At 41.7% G+C, this 20,599-nt stretch carries 20 protein-coding genes; 13 read left to right on the forward strand and 7 right to left on the reverse strand.

All coding sequences use genetic code 11. The features are described from left to right. Positions 1-24: 24 nt before the first annotated feature. Genes FG28_RS05075 through FG28_RS05085 form a run of 3 tightly spaced genes read left to right on the forward strand, consistent with a single transcriptional unit; the run spans position 25 to position 2,383 of the window. On the forward strand, positions 25-597 hold the full coding sequence (locus FG28_RS05075; RefSeq protein WP_036380466.1) for a DapH/DapD/GlmU-related protein: 573 nt from the start codon (positions 25-27) through the stop codon (positions 595-597). 51 nt (positions 598-648) lie between these two features. Further along, positions 649-1,629, forward strand: coding sequence for a DNA cytosine methyltransferase (locus FG28_RS05080; protein WP_036380468.1), 981 nt, complete (start codon positions 649-651; stop codon positions 1,627-1,629). A gap of 1 nt (position 1,630) precedes the next feature. After that, the gene (locus tag FG28_RS05085; RefSeq protein ID WP_036380470.1) at positions 1,631-2,383 is read left to right on the forward strand and encodes a hypothetical protein; all 753 of its coding nucleotides are present in this window, start codon (positions 1,631-1,633) and stop codon (positions 2,381-2,383) included. Between the two features lie 23 nt (positions 2,384-2,406). Here the strand turns inward: FG28_RS05085 and FG28_RS05090 are convergent, their stop codons facing one another. Continuing rightward, positions 2,407-2,595: a hypothetical protein gene (locus FG28_RS05090; RefSeq protein ID WP_036380472.1), complete on the reverse strand. Its 189-nt coding sequence runs from the start codon at positions 2,593-2,595 to the stop codon at positions 2,407-2,409. Positions 2,596-2,689: 94 nt separating this feature from the next. Between FG28_RS05090 and FG28_RS05095 the strand changes: the two genes are divergently transcribed. The 6 genes from FG28_RS05095 (at position 2,690) to FG28_RS05120 (ending at position 9,735) form a co-directional block, all read left to right on the forward strand. Then, the gene (locus FG28_RS05095) at positions 2,690-2,914 is read left to right on the forward strand and encodes a helix-turn-helix domain-containing protein (RefSeq protein ID WP_036380474.1); all 225 of its coding nucleotides are present in this window, start codon (positions 2,690-2,692) and stop codon (positions 2,912-2,914) included. A 129-nt stretch (positions 2,915-3,043) separates the two neighbouring features. Continuing rightward, positions 3,044-5,227: a leucine-rich repeat protein gene (locus FG28_RS05100; RefSeq protein ID WP_036380476.1), complete on the forward strand. Its 2,184-nt coding sequence runs from the start codon at positions 3,044-3,046 to the stop codon at positions 5,225-5,227. Between the two features lie 74 nt (positions 5,228-5,301). Further along, entirely contained in the window at positions 5,302-5,814 is a 513-nt protein-coding gene (locus FG28_RS05105; RefSeq protein WP_036380478.1) for a DUF3124 domain-containing protein, read from the forward strand. Between the two features lie 124 nt (positions 5,815-5,938). Next, positions 5,939-7,300 (forward strand): D-arabinono-1,4-lactone oxidase, encoded by a 1,362-nt coding sequence (locus FG28_RS05110; RefSeq protein WP_036380480.1) that lies wholly within the window; start codon positions 5,939-5,941, stop codon positions 7,298-7,300. A gap of 83 nt (positions 7,301-7,383) precedes the next feature. Next, positions 7,384-9,051 (forward strand): formate--tetrahydrofolate ligase, encoded by a 1,668-nt coding sequence (locus FG28_RS05115; RefSeq protein WP_036380482.1) that lies wholly within the window; start codon positions 7,384-7,386, stop codon positions 9,049-9,051. A 108-nt stretch (positions 9,052-9,159) separates the two neighbouring features. Continuing rightward, a complete protein-coding gene (locus FG28_RS05120; protein WP_036380484.1) occupies positions 9,160-9,735 on the forward strand; it encodes a hypothetical protein in 576 nt (191 codons plus the stop codon). Positions 9,736-10,075: 340 nt separating this feature from the next. Here FG28_RS05120 and FG28_RS05130 read toward each other — a convergent pair whose 3' ends face one another. From FG28_RS05130 to FG28_RS05140, 3 genes are all read right to left on the reverse strand, one after another. Next, on the reverse strand, positions 10,076-10,471 hold the full coding sequence (locus tag FG28_RS05130) for a hypothetical protein (protein WP_036380487.1): 396 nt from the start codon (positions 10,469-10,471) through the stop codon (positions 10,076-10,078). Between the two features lie 161 nt (positions 10,472-10,632). Beyond that, positions 10,633-12,174 carry a glycine--tRNA ligase gene (locus tag FG28_RS05135; RefSeq protein ID WP_036380489.1) on the reverse strand — a complete coding sequence of 514 codons (1,542 nt, stop codon included), beginning with the start codon at positions 12,172-12,174 and terminating at the stop codon, positions 10,633-10,635. A gap of 36 nt (positions 12,175-12,210) precedes the next feature. Further along, entirely contained in the window at positions 12,211-13,107 is an 897-nt protein-coding gene (locus FG28_RS05140) for a hypothetical protein (RefSeq protein WP_036380491.1), read from the reverse strand. Positions 13,108-13,154: 47 nt separating this feature from the next. Between FG28_RS05140 and FG28_RS05145 the strand changes: the two genes are divergently transcribed. Together FG28_RS05145 and FG28_RS05150 are read left to right on the forward strand one after the other, a co-directional pair. Continuing rightward, positions 13,155-13,844, forward strand: coding sequence for a ComF family protein (locus tag FG28_RS05145; RefSeq protein WP_231562599.1), 690 nt, complete (start codon positions 13,155-13,157; stop codon positions 13,842-13,844). Positions 13,845-13,913: 69 nt separating this feature from the next. Continuing rightward, positions 13,914-15,536 carry an Ig-like domain-containing protein gene (locus FG28_RS05150; RefSeq protein ID WP_036380493.1) on the forward strand — a complete coding sequence of 541 codons (1,623 nt, stop codon included), beginning with the start codon at positions 13,914-13,916 and terminating at the stop codon, positions 15,534-15,536. On the opposite strand, the gene FG28_RS05155 is transcribed toward FG28_RS05150, so the two are convergent. The 3 genes from FG28_RS05155 to katG all read right to left on the reverse strand — a co-directional run bounded on the left by FG28_RS05155 (position 15,520) and on the right by katG (position 19,095). Next, positions 15,520-16,296: an amidohydrolase gene (locus tag FG28_RS05155; RefSeq protein WP_036380495.1), complete on the reverse strand. Its 777-nt coding sequence runs from the start codon at positions 16,294-16,296 to the stop codon at positions 15,520-15,522. The genes FG28_RS05150 and FG28_RS05155 overlap by 17 nt on opposite strands. After that, positions 16,293-16,772 (reverse strand): ankyrin repeat domain-containing protein, encoded by a 480-nt coding sequence (locus tag FG28_RS05160; protein WP_036380497.1) that lies wholly within the window; start codon positions 16,770-16,772, stop codon positions 16,293-16,295. Before FG28_RS05160 ends, FG28_RS05155 begins: the two co-directional genes overlap by 4 nt. A gap of 103 nt (positions 16,773-16,875) precedes the next feature. Next, positions 16,876-19,095, reverse strand: a complete 2,220-nt coding sequence (gene katG / locus FG28_RS05165; protein ID WP_394297324.1) for a catalase/peroxidase HPI — start codon at positions 19,093-19,095, stop codon at positions 16,876-16,878. Between the two features lie 265 nt (positions 19,096-19,360). Here katG and FG28_RS05170 point away from each other — a divergent pair, with 265 nt between their 5' ends. Both FG28_RS05170 and FG28_RS05175 read left to right on the forward strand, forming a co-directional pair. Next, the gene (locus tag FG28_RS05170) at positions 19,361-19,966 is read left to right on the forward strand and encodes a DinB family protein (protein ID WP_036380499.1); all 606 of its coding nucleotides are present in this window, start codon (positions 19,361-19,363) and stop codon (positions 19,964-19,966) included. Positions 19,967-20,065: 99 nt separating this feature from the next. Next, on the forward strand, positions 20,066-20,596 hold the full coding sequence (locus FG28_RS05175) for a lipid-binding SYLF domain-containing protein (RefSeq protein WP_036380501.1): 531 nt from the start codon (positions 20,066-20,068) through the stop codon (positions 20,594-20,596). Positions 20,597-20,599: the final 3 nt, after the last annotated feature.

The following is a 20,599-nucleotide window of genomic DNA, read 5'->3' on the forward strand; positions in this document are numbered from 1 at the left end:
AGGACAACCTAGACCCTTGTACTTATGAGCCACGATAACCGAGACCTGTTTGAACGGATGCTTGAAGGGGGAACCATTCCGCATGACGACCCCCAAATGCCCAAACTTTGGAAAGTGGTGGCCAAGACCATGGAGCTGAAAGCTACACTGAACACCTCCACAAGTGTGGAGCAGATTCGAGAACGGCTCAGTGAAATCATCGGTAAGAAAATTGATGTCAGTACCCGCATCTTTGTGCCTTTCCATACCAATTTTGGGCAACATATTACCATAGGTAAAAATGTATTCATTAACCACGATTGTACCTTTTTGGACCTTGGTGGTATTACCGTTGAGGACGATGTACTTATTGGCCCGAAGGTGAGCCTTATTTCGGAAAACCATCCCATTGCGCCCGCCAACCGAAAATCCTTGTCCCTACACCGGGTGGTCATTAAACGAAATGCGTGGATTGGGGCTGGGGCCACTATTTTGCCTGGAGTCACCGTAGGTGAAAATGCGGTGGTGGCCGCTGGAGCGGTGGTAACTAAAGATGTACCTACCAATAGCATTGTGGGCGGAGTACCCGCCAAGTTTATCAAGATGATTGGGGAGTAGTAAAATTACATAGAAGTAAAAAACATTAGTTTAGATATGTATCTTTGAATTATGTATCAAGAAAAACTGACATTTATTGACCTCTTTTGTGGCGTTGGGGGTTTTAGAGTTGCATTCGAAGAGGCTTGTTTTGAAAATGACATTGTCCCAAAATGTGTATTCTCTTCTGACATAGACAAATTTGCCCAAGATTCATATGAAGAAAACTTTGGTGAAAGGCCATATGGAGATATTACTAAAATAAATGAGGAGGATATTCCTGACCATGATATTTTATTTGCAGGATTTCCTTGTCAGCCTTTTAGCATAATTGGTCAAATGAAAGGTCTTACCGATACAAGAGGAACTCTTTTTTTTGATATAGCAAGAATTCTTAAGGCAAAACAGCCAAAAGCATTCATATTAGAAAATGTCAAACAGCTAGTAGGACATGACAAAGGAAAGACTTTAAAAGTTATCCTCAAATCGCTGAAAGAATTAGGGTATCATGTTAATTACAGTGTATTAAATGCATTGGATTATGGATTACCCCAAAAAAGAGAAAGAGTTGTGATTGTAGGCCATAGAGAACCAATAATGTTCACTTTTCCAAATCCTGAAAAACCCTATAAACCTCTTTCTGAAATATTAGAAAAAAATGTAAATAAGAAACATTACGCATCCGATTACATCCAAGAAAAGAGGAAGAATAGCCATAAATCCTCCTACTATCCATCAATATGGCATGAAAATAAATCTGGCAACATTTGCTCTTACCCATACTCGTGTGCTCTAAGAGCAGGAGCATCATACAATTATCTTTTGGTTAATGGAGAAAGAAGGCTCACACCAAGAGAAATGTTTAGATTACAAGGGTTCCCTGACACTTATAGAATTGTAGTTAGTGATGGCCAAGCAAGAAAACAGGCTGGTAATGCTGTTCCTGTAAACATGATTAAAGCTGTTGCCTTAAAGTTATTGCCATACATCGCTATTGGAATGGATCAAACCGCTGTTTTAAGGGAGTATGATTTACGCTTCAACGCTAGTTAAAATGGGAAAAAAGCAATCACCAAAACTGAGAACAGTCAATAAATCAATTGCTGCATATCCATTAAATGAATTTAATAAAGACTTTCCATACATTTTAGGTCAAGAAATTGTATACCTACTTGCTAGTAAAGGCCGTGCCGATTTACAGGGAAATGAGTGGGAGCAAATATTCGCCCATTGCATTGCTGCTGAATGGAAACCCTCAAATGTTGGTCTTGATGATGTTGTAATGGGTAATACGGCTTGGGGTGCAAAAACAGTTAAATCTGGGGTGAAGGATTTTAGAGATTTAAAACAAGTCAGATTGATTTCTGGAAGAAATTCACCTATTTATTCTTATGGTGCGACCATTGACACGACCATCGAACCAAATCTAATAGGAGAACAAGTTTTGGAGATTTGGAATGAACGTGTTTCTGCGATTCGTGAGAAATACAAACACCTACGCACAGTTGTTTTGGTTAAATCAGATAACCTTTCCCAAGTTGCCGTATTTGAGTTTGAAACCATCCGCTATGATACTGAGCTTTTTGATTTTTTCTGGAATCAAAGAGGAAATTTAGAAGGCTTTATAAAAGGAACCAAAGAAAAGCGGTTTGTTTGGCAGCCTCATGGTTCCCAATTTACAATCATAGAAAAAGTTCCAGAGCATACATTGATTCTTAAAATTAAGCAGCCTGAAACTCTGGATAAAGAAAAGGTGCTTAGAGCAATTGGATTTGATAAATCATGGGTTACAATTGAGAGAAAATAAATTCTAGAGACAACTCCATAATTTCACCCCAAAACCCGTTTTATTCCCCTCAAAGCCGTAACCACATCCTGCACTTCTATCTGCTCAAAGGCATCCTTTTCCAAGTAAAACAACATTTCTATTGCCAAATCTAGGTAATGGGCCAGTTCTTCAGGGGTGCCGTAGGTATCGGTAATCCATTCTTGGAGCTGTGCAATTTTGGTTTCATTCATGTTTGGGACATTTATATCTAAAGATATAAAAAGAATTTCAAATAACTACTAATTAGTAGTTACTTATTAACAGCACTCTTGATTTCTTTACTTCATGGACAAATCCAAGGAGATTAAGAAATTAGCTGAGCGTATCAAATCCTTACGACTTCAAAAAGGATATTCAAGCTATGAAGGTTTTGCCAATGACCATGGTATCCATCGTGCACAATTTGGTCGTTATGAAACTGGAACGGATATGCAATACACCAGTCTTCTCAAAGTTGCCCAAGCTTTTGACATGACCCTTGAGGAATTTTTCAGTGAAGGTTTCGATTAACGGTCTAAAAATTAGCTGTGAGGTCCACCTCTTTTTATATGCTTCCTAATTTTTTTAATAGGTTTGTCAAATCAGGATTATTATCAGAAAAATCCTATTTTTTGATTTGTTCAATTCAATCAACCTTAAATGAAAAAATTTGTCCCTGTCCTACTTCTTTGCCTTGTTATTTATGCATGTAGCTCTAGCTCTGATGACCCCGCACCCCCGGAAGAAACACTTTCAGCACCTTCGGTTTCCACAACAGCGGTGACCGCAATTGAAGAAACTTCGGCAGTAAGTGGAGGTAATGTCACCGATGACGGAGGAGCCAATATCATTTCACGAGGAATCTGTTGGAGCACCAGCGCCAACCCAACAACTGCGGACACCAAAACTTCCGACGGAACCGGAACCGGAAGCTTTACCAGTAATCTTACGGGTCTGGATGCCAATACCGAATATCACGTAAGGGCATATGCCACCAATAGTGAAGGAACAGCATATGGGGAGCAAGTCAGTTTCACGACTTTGGAAGAAGAATCCCTGTCCGCTCCTACGGTTTCCACTACGTCTATCACCGAAATAGATGTGACCACAGCTGTAAGCGGAGGAAGTATTGTAACCAATGGCGGGAGCGAAATCATTTCCAAAGGAATTTGCTGGAGCGTTAATCCTGATCCTACCATAAATGACAATAGTACTTCTGAAGGAACAGGAGACGATAGCTTTACCAGCAATCTTACGGGCCTGGATGCCAATACCGAATATTATGTACGGGCATATGCCACCAACAGTGAAGGAACAGCGTATGGAGAACAGGTTAGCTTTACTACGCTGGAAGAAGTATCCCTGACCACTCCTACGGTGTCAACTACATCCATCACCGAAATAGGTGTGACCACAGCTGTAAGCGGAGGAAGTATTGTAACCAATGGCGGCAGTGAAATCATTTCCAAAGGAATTTGCTGGAGCGTTAATCCTGACCCTACCATAAATGACAATAGTACTTCTGATGGAACTGGGAACGATAGTTTTATCAGCAATTTGACCGAACTGGATGCCAATACCGAATATTATGTAAGGGCGTATGCCACCAACAGCGAAGGAACAGCGTATGGAGAACAACTTACTTTTACCACTCTAGAGGTGCTTGGCGGCATCTACGAAGGTGACCTTGTATTCACCAGTCAACAACAGATTGATGATTTTGGAGAAGAAGGCTATATTGGGGTTAACGGAAGTATTACCATTGGCAATTTCGTAAATGGGCAAACAGACATCACCAATTTGGATGGATTGAGCACCATAGAAACCGTGGCCTCCTTTTTGACCATTTTTGCAAACAATGCACCCCTCACCCAAATTGATGGCCTAAGCGGTTTAACATCAATTGGTGGAGACCTCTCCGTGCAGTTCAATAATTCCCTCGCTAATCTTAATGGTCTTAGCAACTTGACCAGTATTGGGGGTAAATTGTTTATTTCGGGTAATAATCTGTTGGCCAATATTACAGGACTTGCCAACGTGGCATCTATTGGTGGTAACATTGAGATAATTCAAAATGATGCCTTGCTCAACTTGCAAGGTTTGGAAAAAATTACAGTGGTCAATGGCATATTGGACATCGCAAGAAACTTTGCGCTAACCAGTTTACAGGGACTTGGTTCTGTCACTGTGGTAAATGGTGATCTTAATCTATATTTTAATTCTGAACTGTCAGACATAAGTGCACTGAGCAACTTAGAAACTATCGGCGGTGATTTTTATGTTTTCCAAAGCTATGCTTTAACGGAAATCACAGGTTTTGATAACCTAACCCATATTGGGGGCCGATTATTTCTGAGGGGCAACGACGCCTTGGTTGAAGTTAATGGGTTTACCTTAGTTGAATCATTAGGAGGAGTCCAAATTGATAACAATGATGTACTTGCAAGTATAACCGGCTTTGACAGCTTGGTATCTGTACAAGGAGAATTCAACCTCTTTGGAAACTTTGCTCTGAGCAATATTGGGGCCTTCGGCAGTATTTCCAATATTGAAGGAGATATTACAATCGGAAATTCCAATTTAGTTGATTTAAGTGGGTTGATTGGGTTGACAACAACGGGGGGTAATTTGGAAATATCTTCAAATGATATTCTGGTAGAATTGAATGGCTTGCAAAATCTCGAAACAATTGGTGGTGATTTGGTCATTACGAACAATGGAAATCTAAGTGACTTTTGCGACCTACAGACCTTAATTAATAATGGCTTTACAGGAGTTTACACCGTTGATGGCAATTTCTACAACCCTTCCCAGATAGACATTGCCAATGGTTTATGTAATTGATTGCAAGAGACCGGGTTATTTCTAAAAAGACTTATTGCGCTATTCCGTATCTTAGTCAGACCTAACCCTGCCCTATGCAAAAGTTGGTCTTGATCGTTTTGTCGCTCTTTATCCTTTCCTGCGCCGAAAAAGCGCAAAAAGAGGTGAGTTCCATGCATCCGGTAAACTGGAACAACCGCACGGTAACGCTTTCGGCCAGTGATTCCTTGGTGCAGGGGATCAGTTACCTTTCCGTCTATTCCCAAATCTACAGCGAAACGGAGCACCGCACCCATAACCTTACGGGGACCATCAGCATGCGGAACACCAACCTCAGGGATACCATCTACATTAACAAAGCGGAATATTTTGATACCCGTGGCAATTCCATCCGTACCTATTTCAACAAACCCATCTACATCCAACCCATGGAAACCGTGGAAATTGTGATCGATGAAAAAGACCAATCTGGTGGAACAGGGGCCAATTTCTTGTTCCAATGGTCCATAAAACCCAATACACACGAACCTTATTTTGAGGGGGTGATGATCTCAACATCCGGGCAACAAGGACTGTCCTTCACTACCAAGGGCATTCGGGTGGAATGACCTCACCAATGGATTCGGCTCACAATCTTCGCGATAAATGTTAGCCCCTAATTCCGTATCTTAGTAAAGGTTCCCTTCAGAGCACATGCGGGGTGGCCTGTACAACTGAACAAACCTTTCCTTTATGAAACGTAAGCAATTCATTAAATCATCCTCCATGGCTGTGGCGGGCGGAATGTTACTGCCCAATCTCGCCTGTTTGGACAAGAAAAAAGAAACCGTGACCGCACAAGCTACTCCTCCTCGAACAAATTGGGCTGGAAACTATACCTACCAAGCCGAAAAATTATATGAGCCTACTTCCGCCGAAGAGGTACAACAACTGGTAAAAGAATTCGGGCAGCAAAAGGCCTTGGGCTCTCGACACTGTTTTAACAACATTGCGGATAGTCCAAAAAACCAGATTTCCACCAAAAACCTGAACAGAGTGGTCAGTCTGGATACTGAAAACAAGACCATCACTGTGGAAAGTGGTGCTCGGTACGGGGATTTTAGTGAAGAGCTTTATAAAAAGGGTTATGCACTTCATAATCTGGCCTCCTTGCCCCATATTACGGTGGCAGGCGCCTGTTCCACAGGAACACATGGCTCTGGGGTCGCCAATGGCAATTTGGCCACTCCGGTAGTGGCTTTGGAACTGGTCACCCCGAGTGGTGAGCTGGTGACTATAAACCGCAACCATCCCGACTTTTACGGTATTGTGGTGGGCTTGGGTGCTTTTGGCATCGTTACCAAAATCACCCTGGAAATTGAAGAAGCTTATGATGTTACCCAAAACATTTTTTTGGACTTGCCTTTAAGCGCCATGGTCGAAAATTTTGATGAAATCATGTCCGCTGGGTACAGTGTGAGCCTATTTACGGATTGGATGGATGACAAAATCAGTGAGGTTTGGATAAAACGTCGGGTAGATGCAGAGCATGAAGCCTTTAGTGATGATTTTCATGGGGCTACCGCCGCCACGGAAAATGTACATCCCATTGCCGCTCTTTCCGCGGAAGCTTGTTCAGAACAAATGGGCATTCCTGGACCGTGGTATGACCGTTTGCCTCATTTTAAAATGGGCTTTACCCCAAGTGCGGGTGAGGAACTCCAGTCCGAATTCTTTATCCCTCGTGAAAATGCAGTGGAAGCTGTCTTGGCATTGGAAAAAATGAAGAATGAGATCAATCCGCATTTGATGATCACTGAAGTGAGAACTATTGCTGCGGATGAATTTTGGATGAGTCCCTGTTATCATCAGGACTCTGTGGCCATTCACTTTACCTGGAAGCAAAAACCAAAGGAAGTCATGGCATTGCTTCCAAAAATTGAAGCCACTTTGGCACCGTTCAACGTAAAACCACATTGGGGAAAATTGTTCACGGTAAATCCAAACACGCTGCATGAGCGGTACGAGAAATTTGGCGATTTCTTGGCCTTGGCCAAAAAATACGACCCCGAAGGGAAATTCAAGAACGACTATCTGGATTTGAACATTTACTAGGAAATTCTTGTGCGATTATGGTATATTGTAGGATGGAAACCGAATCCGTTTCGGGTTTCCAGAACTAACTCAACATACCACTTATGACCGATTTGCAAATTGCGAAGGAGGTTGAACTTCAACCCATTTCCGCTATTTCCGAAAAATTCGGCATTCCCGCCGATGCGATTGAAATGTACGGGAAGTACAAGGCCAAACTCCCTTTAAAAGCCATTGACAAGGAAAAGGCAAAAAAGAGCTATCTTATTTTGGTTTCGGCCATTTCCCCAACTCCCGCTGGTGAAGGAAAGACCACCATGTCCATTGGGTTGTCCGAAGGTTTGAATCGGTTGAAGAAAAAGACCACGGTGGTGCTTCGTGAACCTTCACTGGGACCCGTTTTTGGGATAAAAGGAGGGGCTACCGGAGGTGGCTATTCCCAAGTGCTGCCCATGGAGGACATCAACTTGCATTTTACAGGGGATTTTGCGGCCATTGAAAAAGCGCACAACCTTTTGGCCGCCATTATAGACAATAACATCCAAAGCAAAACCAACTCTTTGCTTTTGGACCCTCGCACCATTGGTTGGAAACGGGTGATGGACATGAATGATCGTTCCTTGCGGCATGTGATTGTGGGGTTGGGAGGAACCACTTCGGGTGTCCCACGGGAAACGGGATTTGATATTACGGCAGCATCTGAAATCATGGCCATTCTCTGCCTGGCCGAAAACCTCAGCGATTTAAAGCAGCGTTTGGGAAACATTTTCGTGGGCTACACTTTTGACAAAAAACCCGTTTATGCCAAAGACCTTAAGGCGGAAGGAGCCATAGCCGCTTTGCTGAAAGATGCCATAAAGCCCAATTTGGTGCAGACCATTGAGGGGAATCCGGCCATCATCCATGGAGGTCCGTTTGCGAATATTGCGCAAGGTACCAATACGGTCATCGCCACTATGATGGGTATGTCCCATTCTGAATATACGGTTACCGAAGCGGGATTTGGATTTGACCTTGGCGCCGAAAAATTCTTCGACATCAAGTGCCAAAGTGCTGGATTAAAACCCAAGGCCGTGGTACTCACTACTACTATCCGGGCTTTAAAATACCATGGGGGCGTAGATTTAAAATCGTTAACCGAGCCTAATGTGGAGGCCCTTAAAAAAGGGTTGCCCAATCTGGAAAAACACTTGGAAAACATTGCCAAGTTTCAGGTGGTTCCGGTAATTTCCATAAACAAGTTTACCTCAGATACGGAAGAGGAAATTCAAGTCATCAAAGATTTAGCAGCCTCCAAAGGGATTCGCGTAGCAATCGCTGATGTTTGGGCAAAAGGAGGGGAAGGTGCTTTGGATTTGGCCCAAAAAGTGATTGATGTGGTGGAATCCAACGCCTCCAACTTTAAACCTTTGTACAATTGGAATTCCAGTGTCAAAGATAAAATTGCCACCATAGCTACCGAAATCTATGGTGCCGAATACGTGGATTACACGGCTAAGGCCAAGTCCAATCTTCGGAAAATTGCTGACATGGGTTTGGAACAGCTGCCGGTCTGTATTGCCAAGACGCAAAAGTCTTTATCGGACAATCCTGCATTATTGGGAAGACCCAAGGATTTTATCATTACGGTCCGGGAGATTGAAATTGCCGTTGGTGCCGGTTTTTTAATTCCAATTACCGGTGACATTATGCGGATGCCAGGACTACCTGCACATCCTGCTTCAGAGAATATCGACATTAATGATGATGGAGAAATCACTGGCCTGTTCTAAGCTCTCTACCAGATTTTTGGATTGGTCAACCCATAACTACCATCTATAAATTTGACTTCGAACATTTTCTCCTTTAGGGATATTTTGCTGGCCAAGAAAGTTTGGCTCATGGCAAATATCAAAATTCATTATCTAAAATTGGCGAACCTTTTTGAAGGATATATCCCCATTTTCCCAACCTTACGCTTTGATATTAAAGGAGACCATACCCATTTTACACTAAAAAAAGTGCATGGTTATGCCTACCTCTACGCGGGTTTGTTTATGCTACTATGTATCATTCCATTTTTAGGGATGATTCTCTCCAATCTTAAAAATTCCCGCTTTTGGGTGACTGGGCTATTGCTAATCGGGATTGCCTGGATTGTTTTTAAGTATTTTGTTGCCTCAAGAAGCATCACAATAGATACTGTTGAGAAAACCATTAATATGGAAAGGAACAACATTTTTAGAACGCCTATTTCCAAACCAATTAAGATACAGTTCCGAGATTTCAAAAAGCTAACTTCCGAGCCAAAATCCAAGACCATAAACAAGTTTGGTCAAAAAGTGGTGTATCACAGCATTTATATATTATATAATGACCAAAAGGAGTTTTTGTTTGACCTTCCCAGCAATTTTCAACTAGGTGATAGCCATAGAACTTTCATTGAATGCATGGAAGCAATTGTAAAAAATGAATGAAAAAATCTACTGGATTTTCTGTAACCAATAGCGCATGTCCACTTCCTTGGATATAGTTTTGAAAAAGTTGTTTAGAAATTACATATTCTCAAACCATTTGAAAAATGTTTTTCTGTCCATTTTTAAATGTCTCAGTACTTGTTTGACAATAAATTCTGGAACAGGGTCTATGTGGGTTTGAATTGTAATTGGTCTATCCATCCCTTTTTTTGACCATTTTTCATGCCCTCCTCTGCCCTTTGTGTCTTTTATAATATTGAGTCCTTCATATTTAAGAAATTTCCTAAAATCCTTTAGTGGGATATTGGATAATTTCTTGGTAGACATCTAACAATTGATTTTAAGCATAAGTAGGGATGCCTACCTCTTCATGATAAGTATTAACAGGATATTTGTCGAAAATTTCAGAAACATAGTCGTTTTTACCAATAACAGAAGTGATGCTTGGCGCGACAATGTTTCTAGGTCTTTTTAAAGTTCCTTTTAATTTCCAACCTAAATTTTTTAAAACCTTTCCTATGGTTTTTTTCTTTAAAGTATAATCCACAAAATCTTCAAACACTATTTTAAAAGACTCTTTTGCATCTTCCTCTGTTTTGCCATAACCTGATAAATCAAGGTGGGGAGAGTAAATAAAATGAACTCCATCCTCATCAATAAAATGAACTAAAAAAAGTTTCACCTTAACATTGCCCGATTTGTTACTATAATCGCCTTCAAAAAGATATTCAGACATATTAGACCGTTCTATTAAGATTAATATAGAGGTAAATAACTGCCCTCACAATGTAGATAAAAAAAGTTACAATTGTACCAAATTCGAGTTAAATACAGGTACCCAACGTTAAATTAGGTCGGAAAAGTATATTACTATTTACACTTTCTAAATCAAAAAATCTAAATCTTCTGCAACCAGTAGCGCATGTCCACTTCTTTTGAGATGATGTCCTTTACCTCGGATAATTTCACGCGTTTTTGGTCCATGGTATCCCTATGGCGAATGGTAACCGTGTCATCTTCCAAGGTTTGGTGGTCCACGGTAACACAGAATGGCGTTCCTGCCGCATCTTGACGACGGTAACGGCGCCCAACGGCATCCTTCTCATCGTAATCCACATTGAAATCCCATTTCAACTCATCAACCAACTTTTGGGCCACTTCGGGAAGACCGTCTCGTTTCAACAAAGGCAAAACAGCCACTTTGTTGGGGGCCAAAACGGCTGGGATTTTTAATACGGTTCGTGTGGTACCATTATCCAACTCTTCCTCTTGCAATGCATTGGAGAAGACGGCCAAAAACATACGGTCTAGACCAATGGAAGTTTCCAACACATAAGGAACATAGCTTTCGTTCAACTCTGGGTCGAAGTATTGCAGTTTTTTGCCCGAATATTTTTCATGGTTGCCCAAATCAAAATCAGTTCGGGAATGGATTCCTTCCAATTCCTTAAATCCAAATGGAAATTTAAATTCGATATCAGCCGCGGCATCCGCGTAGTGAGCCAATTTTTCGTGGTCGTGGAAACGATAATTGTCTTCGCCCATTCCCAAAGATAGGTGCCATTTCATTCGTTTTTCTTTCCAAGCCTCGTACCACTCCATTTGGGTGCCGGGCTTGATGAAAAATTGCATTTCCATTTGTTCAAATTCTCGCATACGGAAGATGAACTGGCGAGCCACAATCTCATTACGGAAGGCTTTTCCGGTTTGGGCAATTCCAAACGGAATCTTCATGCGTCCCGTTTTCTGAACATTCAAAAAATTGACAAATATCCCTTGTGCGGTTTCAGGGCGAAGGTAGAGGTCCATGGCGCTATCAGCTGAAGCACCCAATTTGGTGCCAAACATCAGGTTGAACTGCTTTACATCGGTCCAGTTTTTGGATCCTGAAACAGGGCAAACAATCTCCAATTCCTCTATTAAGGCCTTAACATCTGCCAAATCCTCTTTTTCCAAGGATTTCCCCATACGTTTTAGGATTTCATCAGCCTTAGCTTGATAATCCATGACACGCTGGTTGGTAGACAGGAACTGTTCCTTATCAAAATTATCCCCAAAACGCTTTTCGGCCTTAGCAACCTCTTTTTCTATTTTAGCTTCGATTTTGGCCACATAATCCTCTATCAAGACATCGGCTCGGTATCTTTTTTTGGAATCCTTGTTGTCTATCAACGGGTCGTTGAAGGCATCCACGTGGCCGGAGGCCTTCCAGGTGGTCGGGTGCATGAAAATGGCAGCATCAATGCCCACAATGTTCTCATTGAGCTGCACCATGGCTTTCCACCAATATTCGCGAATGTTTTTCTTTAGCTCTGCGCCGTTCTGTCCGTAGTCATAAACCGCACTGAGTCCGTCATAAATCTCACTGGATTGAAACACGTACCCGTATTCCTTTGCATGGGAGATAACCTTCTTAAAAATGTCTTCCTGATTTGCCATTGGGCAAAAATAGAATTTTACCCAAAAAGAAGTATGTTATTTCAGCTGAAATTCTGTGGAAGCCAACAATCTTTCGTCCTCAAAAACATTAAGGGTGTAAATTCCTTCCGGCAAGGAACCTTCGGGAACCGTAATGGCATCACAAATACTGATTTCCTTTCCGGTGTACACAATCTCCACTTTTTTACTGTAGGTGTTGCCGCTTACAGAAACCGTATTGGCATTATCCTCTATAACGGCCATATTGGGATCCAAAAATTGGAGGTAGAGCACTTTTACATCCCCTCTTTCATTGGGGTCACTTAAAACAGTGACGCAGCCCCTAAGTTTTTCAATGGTCGAGGCTTTGTTGGTCTTGATGGGGCGTCCAGCACGCAATCGGAATCCACTACCTTCGGCGTCCTGTAGTTTTAGGTAGCTTTTTATGCGAAGTTCCCTGGTCAATTCCCTGTTGGTTTCCCTGAGCAGCGACTCTGATTGTTCCATGGAACTGGCCTTGCCCCTGAGTTCTTCGAGCTGTTTGCGGGTCTCTTCATAACGACTTGCCATAAGGCTGTTGTTATATCGAAGGAAATTGTTTTTGAGTTTTAAACTATCAAACCGGATTTCCAGTTTGCGGAGCTCTTTTCGGGTTTCCTTTAGTTTAGTGATACTGAAGTTAAGCCTCCCCACAGAATCCAATAATTGTTGCACCCTGAACCTGGACGTCTGCAATTCTATTTCGTTGACCTCATTGAGCCCGGACAAACGATCTACTTCGGCTTTCATCAAAGTAAGGTCCTTTACCAAAATGGATTTCTCATCTTCCAAAAACGACATTTGGTTCTGAGACTGTGCATAGCTGTAATAAAAAGCTATGAGAATACCCACTATGACCGCAACAAGTGCAGCAAAGATAATTTTGTAGTTGAAATTGTTATCTTGGGGGTTCATGGACTAACAGACTACTCTAACGCATATACGATTTGACACCAAAAAGGTTGGCTAAGATAATAAACGAGATTAACAACATCCTATTGCCACAGGTATGTTTTGGATGTAATGCCCAATTATTCAGGGGAGAACGCGTTTTGTGTGCCGTTTGTCGACATGAAATGCCACTCACCGATCATAACTTTCTGGAAGAAAACGCGGTAGACCGTATATTTTATGGGAGAATTCCTATAAAAAAGGCAGCTTCGTTTGTTTTTTTCTCCAAAAATGGGATAGTAAAAAACTTGCTGCACTGGTTAAAATACAAAAATCAAGAGCAAATTGGAGCCTTTTTTGGGGATTGGTGTGGAAGTCTTTTGGAAAGAGACGGGAGTCTTAAAAAAGTCGATGTTGTGGTGCCCGTTCCCTTGCATCGGAAAAAACTGAAAAAAAGAGGCTATAACCAAGTAGCTTTATTTGCCCAAAAAATTGCCTCCTCCATTGGGGCGGAATATCGGGACGATCTGCTTGTAAAGACCCTTAACACAAAGACACAGACCAAAAAAGATCGGCAATTGCGTTGGGAGAACTCCAAAGAAGCCTTTCAACTCAATTACAAAGCCAAAACGTCCTTTGAACATGTGCTTTTGGTGGATGATGTCATTACTACCGGAGCTACCATAGAGTCCTGTGCCAAAGTGCTCTTGCAGCTTAAAAATGTCCGTGTTTCCGTACTGAGTATGGCCGTTGTGCCCTAGGGTTAAAATTTGTGAATCCTTAGGTCAAGTTTTCAAATTAGTTGTTTCTTTGTCCCATTGGTTTTGAGCATGGCGTACATCAAAAAAATACTGGGTTTACTATTTTTCGCCTTTGTGGTCCTCGCCCTTTGGCAATGTGCCAAAAGATCTGGTTCTCCTTCAGGTGGCCCGAAAGACTTGACTCCTCCGGAACTCATACGTGCCGAGCCCGAAAATTTCTCAACCAATTTTAAAGCTGAAAAAATTCGGCTCTATTTTGATGAACTCATCAAATTGGAAGATGTACAACAGCAATTGGTCGTCTCGCCTCCTTTAAAAAATCAACCTGAAATAACCCCGCAGGGTGGCCCCAGAAAGTTTATTGAGATTACCCTGAAAGATACCTTAAAGGAAAATACCACCTATACCCTAAATTTTGGACAAAGTCTTGTGGACAACAATGAAGGGAATCCAAATAGTTTTTTAACCTATGTATTTTCAACGGGCGACTATATAGATTCTTTGACCTTAAGTGGAGCGGTAAAGGATGCTTATAACAGAAAAGCAGATGAGTTTGTGAGTGTGATGCTCTATGAAATGGACACAGCGTATACCGATTCCACAGTCTATAAAAACCTTCCCAATTATATTGCCAATACGGGAGACAGTCTGCCTCTTTTTGAGCTGAGGAACCTTAAGGCCGGAAAGTATGCCTTGTTTGCCATAAAGGATGAGAACAAAAACAATAAATTTGATCAAAGGTCCGACAAGATTGGATTTCTTGAAGACACCATAACATTGCCCACGGACTCCATTTATCTACTTAATTTGTTCAAGGAATTGCCAGATTATAGTATTTCAGTGCCCAGCTATGTTGCCAAAAACCGTATAATTTTTGGATATCAAGGAGATTACAAAGACATTGCTATTGAAACTTTAACAGAGCTTCCAGATTCAGTAAAAACCGTTATCCGAAAAGATCGGGAGAAAGATACCTTGAACTACTGGATCACTCCCACAGATTTGGACTCCATTATTTTTACCGTGACCAATACAAAAATGGAGATGATCGATACCTTTACGGTTAAAACCCGCAAACTGCCTTTGGACTCACTCACATTGAGCAATGGTCTTCAGGGTAGATTTGGTTTTGAGGATACTTTCAGTGTGTTGGCCAATACACCGATAGCCTCAGTGGATACAACCAGAATTGGACTTGTGGTCAACGATTCCGTACTGGCTTCCTATAAGTATTCCATTGATTCATTGGAAAACAAAATCTATTTTGACTTTGATGTTGAGCCCAATCAAAAGTATCGGTTTGCCTTCCTTCCTGGAGCTGTTACCGATTTTTTTGGGATTCAAAATGATACGTTGGACTACAATATCTCAACCAGCAGTTATGCGGATTATGGAAATTTACGCTTTAACCTTGGTGGAGCAGTCCAATACCCTCTTATATTGCAACTCTTGAACGAGAAAGCTGTGATACAAAGGGAAATTATTGCGAACGAACCCAAAAGCTTTGAATTCAACAATCTTGATCCGGGCAATTATATCGTTCGAGTAATTTTTGACGAGAATGGTAACGGAAAATGGGATACGGGTAATTACCTCAAAAAAATACAGCCCGAAAAAATCAGTTATTATCCCGATGTAATTGAAGTACGTGCCAATTGGGAAATGGAACAGCGTTTTATCCTAACAGAGTAAACTGATCCCTGTCCTCCAAAAACCGTAACTTGTTTCGAGTAGTTTCAATATGCTTCTTCTCCAAAGTGGCATACAAAATCTCTTCCTCTTCTGAGTATGCTAATTTTTTACCCAAAGTATCGTACACTGCTGAATGTCCGGAATATTCATAGTTCAAACCGTCCAATCCTATTCTGTTGACTCCAATGGTATAGGCCATATTTTCAATGGCCCTGGCTTGGAGCAGGGTATCCCAAGCAGAAATTCTGGGCTTTGGCCAATTGGCCACATAAATCAAGGCATCGTAGTCATCCACATTTCTGGACCAAACTGGAAATCTGAGGTCATAGCAAATCATAGGGCAAATTTTAAATCCCTTATACTCCACAAACAGCTTTTGGGTACCAGCTTCGTACACCAAATCCTCTCCAGCCAAGCTAAAAGTATGCTTTTTATCATAGGCTTTTACATCCCCATTGGGCAACACAAAAAACAGACGATTGAAATATCTGTTATCTTCATGATAAACAATACTTCCTGTTAAGGCTGCTTGTTTTTGTTTGGCCAATTTTTGCATCCAGGCTATCGTTGCATTTCCCTCAGGGTGTGCAATGTTCTGGGGCTCCATGGTAAAGCCCGTGGTAAACATTTCCGGCAGAACAATCAAATCCACTTCATCAGGGATGGCTACTATCTTTTCTTGGAACATTTCCCTATTGCCCAAAGGATCTTCCCAGTGTAACGGAGATTGAATAAGTGCTATTTTGAGTATTGATTTCATCTGGCTTTTTTAAATAGTTCCACCAAGGGGTGCATCCCTTGTTCTTGAGCATAATCCAAAGCAGAATTGCCTCTTGCATCCTTTATGGAAACATCTGCACCATGCTCCATTAATAATTGGGCAATTTCTTGCCGGTTGAAGGTGACGGCATAAATAAGGCTGGTGGCCCCCATGGCATTAATGTGGTTTACATTGGCCCCGGCATTTATCAGCTGTTCCGCTATCTTGGTATATCCTTTAAAGCAAACCCCCATCAAGGCTGTATTGCCAGAACCATCCTTGGCATCCACATCTGCCCCTTTTTCCAACAAAAGGTCAACCAATTTCTCATGACCGTAATACGCAGCCAACAACAAGGGTGTAGACCCTCTTTGGTCTTTGGATTCCAATAATTTATGATCGGTGTCCAAAAGCATTTCAACCTGCTCTGAATCACCATTACGAATGTGGTTGAATAAATTATCCGTATTGCTCATCTTATTTGTGGAAGTTATAAAAAAACTGCCACAACCTTGGGGGGATGCGGCAGCTTGTCAAATTAATTTTCTTTTTCTTAATATACTATAGAAATGCTTTTTTCTAATTCAGGTCAAAGCGATCTAAGTTCATGACCTTCGTCCATGCAGCAACAAAGTCCGCAACAAACTTTTGCTTACCATCTTCAGAAGCATATACTTCAGCCAAGGCCCTCAAAATGGAATTTGAACCAAATACCAAGTCCACTCGAGTACCGCTCCATTTAAAATCACCTGTTTTCCGATCAACACCTTCATATAGGGATTTTTCTTCATTGGCAGCTTTCCATTCGGTAGACATATCGAGTAAGTTGGCAAAGAAATCGTTGCTCAATACACCGATGTTATCTGTAAACACCCCATGTCTTGAACCATCAAAATTGGCACCAAGTACACGTAAACCACCTACAAGAGCGGTCATTTCAGGAGTAGTAAGCGTCAATAATTGAGCTTTATCCACCAACAAATGCTCCGCAGGTACTTTTACCCCTTCCACCACATAATTTCTAAATCCATCATAAGGAGTGTTCAAATAATCCACTGAATCAACCTCAGTTTGTTCTTGAGTGGCATCGTTACGACCAGGCGTAAAGGGTACTTCAGTTGGCACACCAGCATCGCTAGCTGCTTTTTCAACCGCTGCACTACCCGCCAAAACAATCATATCGGCCAAGGAGATTTTTTTACCTCCACTAGCATTGCTATTGAATTCATCTTTAATTCCTTCAAGAACAGCGATAGTTTTGTCGGTTCCTTTGTTTACTTCCCAACTTTTCATGGGCTCCAAGTTGATACGAGCGCCGTTTGCTCCACCACGCTTGTCCCCACCACGGAAAGTAGCTGCAGATGACCAGGCGGTATACACCAAATCAGAAACTGAAAGACCAGAATCCAATACTTTTGCCTTTAATGCTTTTACATCTGAAGCACCTACCAAAGTATAATCTACCGCAGGAATTGGATCTTGCCAGATAAATTCTTCTTTAGGCACCTCAGGTCCCAAGTAACGGGAAAGCGGTCCCATATCACGGTGCGTTAACTTAAACCAAGCGCGGGCGTAAGCATCGGCAAAAGCCTCTGGGTCTTTATAAAACTTACGTGAAATTTTCTCGTATGCAGGATCAAAACGCAACGAAAGATCCGTAGTCAACATCGTTGGTTTTCTGTTAGGTCCGCCAAAAGGATCTGGGATAATGGCCTCCGCATTTGAAGCTACCCATTGGTGCGCACCAGCTGGAGATTTGGTCAATTCCCACTCATATTCGAACAAAAACTTAAAGAAATCATTACTCCATTTTACTGGTGTTGATGTCCAAATTACCTCCAATCCAGAAGTAAAGGCATCTGAACCTTTTCCTGTACCATTTTTATTTTCCCATCCAAAGCCTTGTGATGCCAAATCTGCTGCTTCTGGATCTGCATCCATCATTACTTTTTCGCCATCTCCATTCCCGTGTGTTTTACCAATGGTGTGACCACCAGCAATCAATGCAACGGTTTCTTCATCGTTCATCGCCATACGCTCAAAAGTTTCACGAATGTCATGTGCAGCAGCCACTGGGTCGGGATTGCCATCTGGGCCTTCTGGGTTTACATAAATCAATCCCATTTGAACGGCTGCCAAGGGATTTTCCAAATCGCGTTTTTCTTTGTTGTGCGAATAACGACTGTTTGGTGTATCACTCGTTGCCAACCATTCGGTTTCGCTTCCCCAATATACATCTTGATCCGGCTCCCATACGTCCTCTCGACCACCTGCAAAACCAAAAGTGCGGAACCCTGTTGATTCCAAAGCTACATTTCCAGCCAATATCATAAGGTCTGCCCAAGATATTTTCTGTCCGTATTTTTGTTTGATAGGCCATAACAAGCGACGGGCTTTGTCTAAACTCACGTTATCTGGCCACGAGTTAAGGGGCGCAAAACGTTGTTGACCACGGCCACCGCCACCGCGACCATCTTGAACACGATAGGTTCCCGCACTGTGCCATGCCATACGGATAAACAAACCGGCATAGCTGCCAAAGTCAGCTGGCCACCAGTCTTGTGAATCGGTCATAACATCCAAAAGGTCTTTTTTAAGCACTGCGTAATCCAGCTTCTTGAACTCTTCGGCATAATTGAAGTCCTCACCAAGTGGGTTCGATTTTTCAGAATGCTGGCTTAAAAGTTCCAACTTAAGTCGATTGGGCCACCAATCTTCATTTTGTGTACCTCCACCGGCCACTTCACTCAAAAATGGGCATTGACTTGCATCTGCCCCGTTTGCCATTTCTTTACTCATGATTGTATGTTGTTTTAATTAAATTTTAAGCCTTCATAAAATTACAAAATTGCCCATCCAAAGCATAGATAATTGATATTAAAATACTATAAAATTATAGATTTAATTTATTATGATTTACAAAGGCATAGATATTTTCTTTTGCATAACCGCACCCTTAAAATGGCGCATTCACCCCCTAAAAGGGTGTTTTTTTACATTATCTTTATGTTGGATTATTTTTTCAATCCGAAAACACTATCAAACAACTTAAAACCCACAACAAATGAAAAAATTTATGCTACCCGTGGTAACCTTGGTACTTTTTAGTTTTAGTACGGATACAACCAAGCTTACCGAAGAAGAGCGCCAAATGGTGAACAACCACTTGACCGAAACACGAGATCACATGTTGAGTGTTCTGGACGGTTTAAGTGATGACCAACTGAACTTTAAGCCTGATGTTAACACTTGGTCCATTGCCGAAGTGGTGGAGCACCTGGCCATCATAGAAAACACCTTTGGGGGCTTGGTCCATAAAACCGTTGCCGATGGCGCCAATCCAGCACTGAAAGACTCCTTAGTTTTTAAAGATGAACAAATTATGCCCATGATTTCAGATCGGAGCAACAAAGTAAAAACTTCGGAACCTTTTGAGCCCAGTGGGAAGTTTGGATCCCATGAGGAAACATTGCAAGCTTTTTTGGATAAAAGAAGCGAACTTATTGACTATGTAAAAACCACCGATGATGACCTTAGGAACAGGTATAACAACGACCTTCCTTTTGGTGCTGTTGATGGAGTACAATTAATTGTTTTTACCGCCGCACATACCGAACGTCATGTATTACAAATGGAAGAGGTAATGGCCCATTCCGATTTTCCCGAATAAGACAAGAATACAATTTCCTTAACATTAATTGGCAAACCCTTTCCATTTTGGAAGGGGTTTGTTTTTTAACTTTGATATACACTATAAAACAGGAACACTATGAAAATTCCAAAATCAATAATGCTGGCAGTTTTGGTTGTTTTTACCTCTACTGCAATGGCGCAAAATGTGAAGGATAAAAGAATAATGAATGATGCCAAGAAGGCAAAACAAACCCTCGTGGAGAACCATTATGGTTTAGAGCGTTTCTTTGAAAATTCTGCAGGCTATGTAATTTTCCCCAACGTGGGAAAAGGTGGTTTTATCATTGGAGGAGCTTCTGGAAATGGCGTTGTTTATGAAGGCGGGGAAGCCGTAGGCATGGCCGACCTTAAAAAATTGAACATTGGTTTACAAGCTGGTGGGCAGGCCATTATAGAGGTCATTTTTTTTGAAACCCCAGTGGACCTACAGCGATTTAAGGAAGAAAAGTTCCAATTTGCTGCCGAAACTTCTGCCGTTGCGCTTAAATCTGGTATTGCCTTTGAGGCCAAATACAAAGATGGCGTAGCTGTTTTTGCCCTTCCAAAGGCTGGCTTAATGGCCGATGCTTCTGTTGGTGGGCAAAAATTTGGATATAAGCCCTTTTAAAAT

Source organism: Muricauda sp. MAR_2010_75, from assembly GCF_000745185.1.
Taxonomy (GTDB): domain Bacteria; phylum Bacteroidota; class Bacteroidia; order Flavobacteriales; family Flavobacteriaceae; genus Flagellimonas.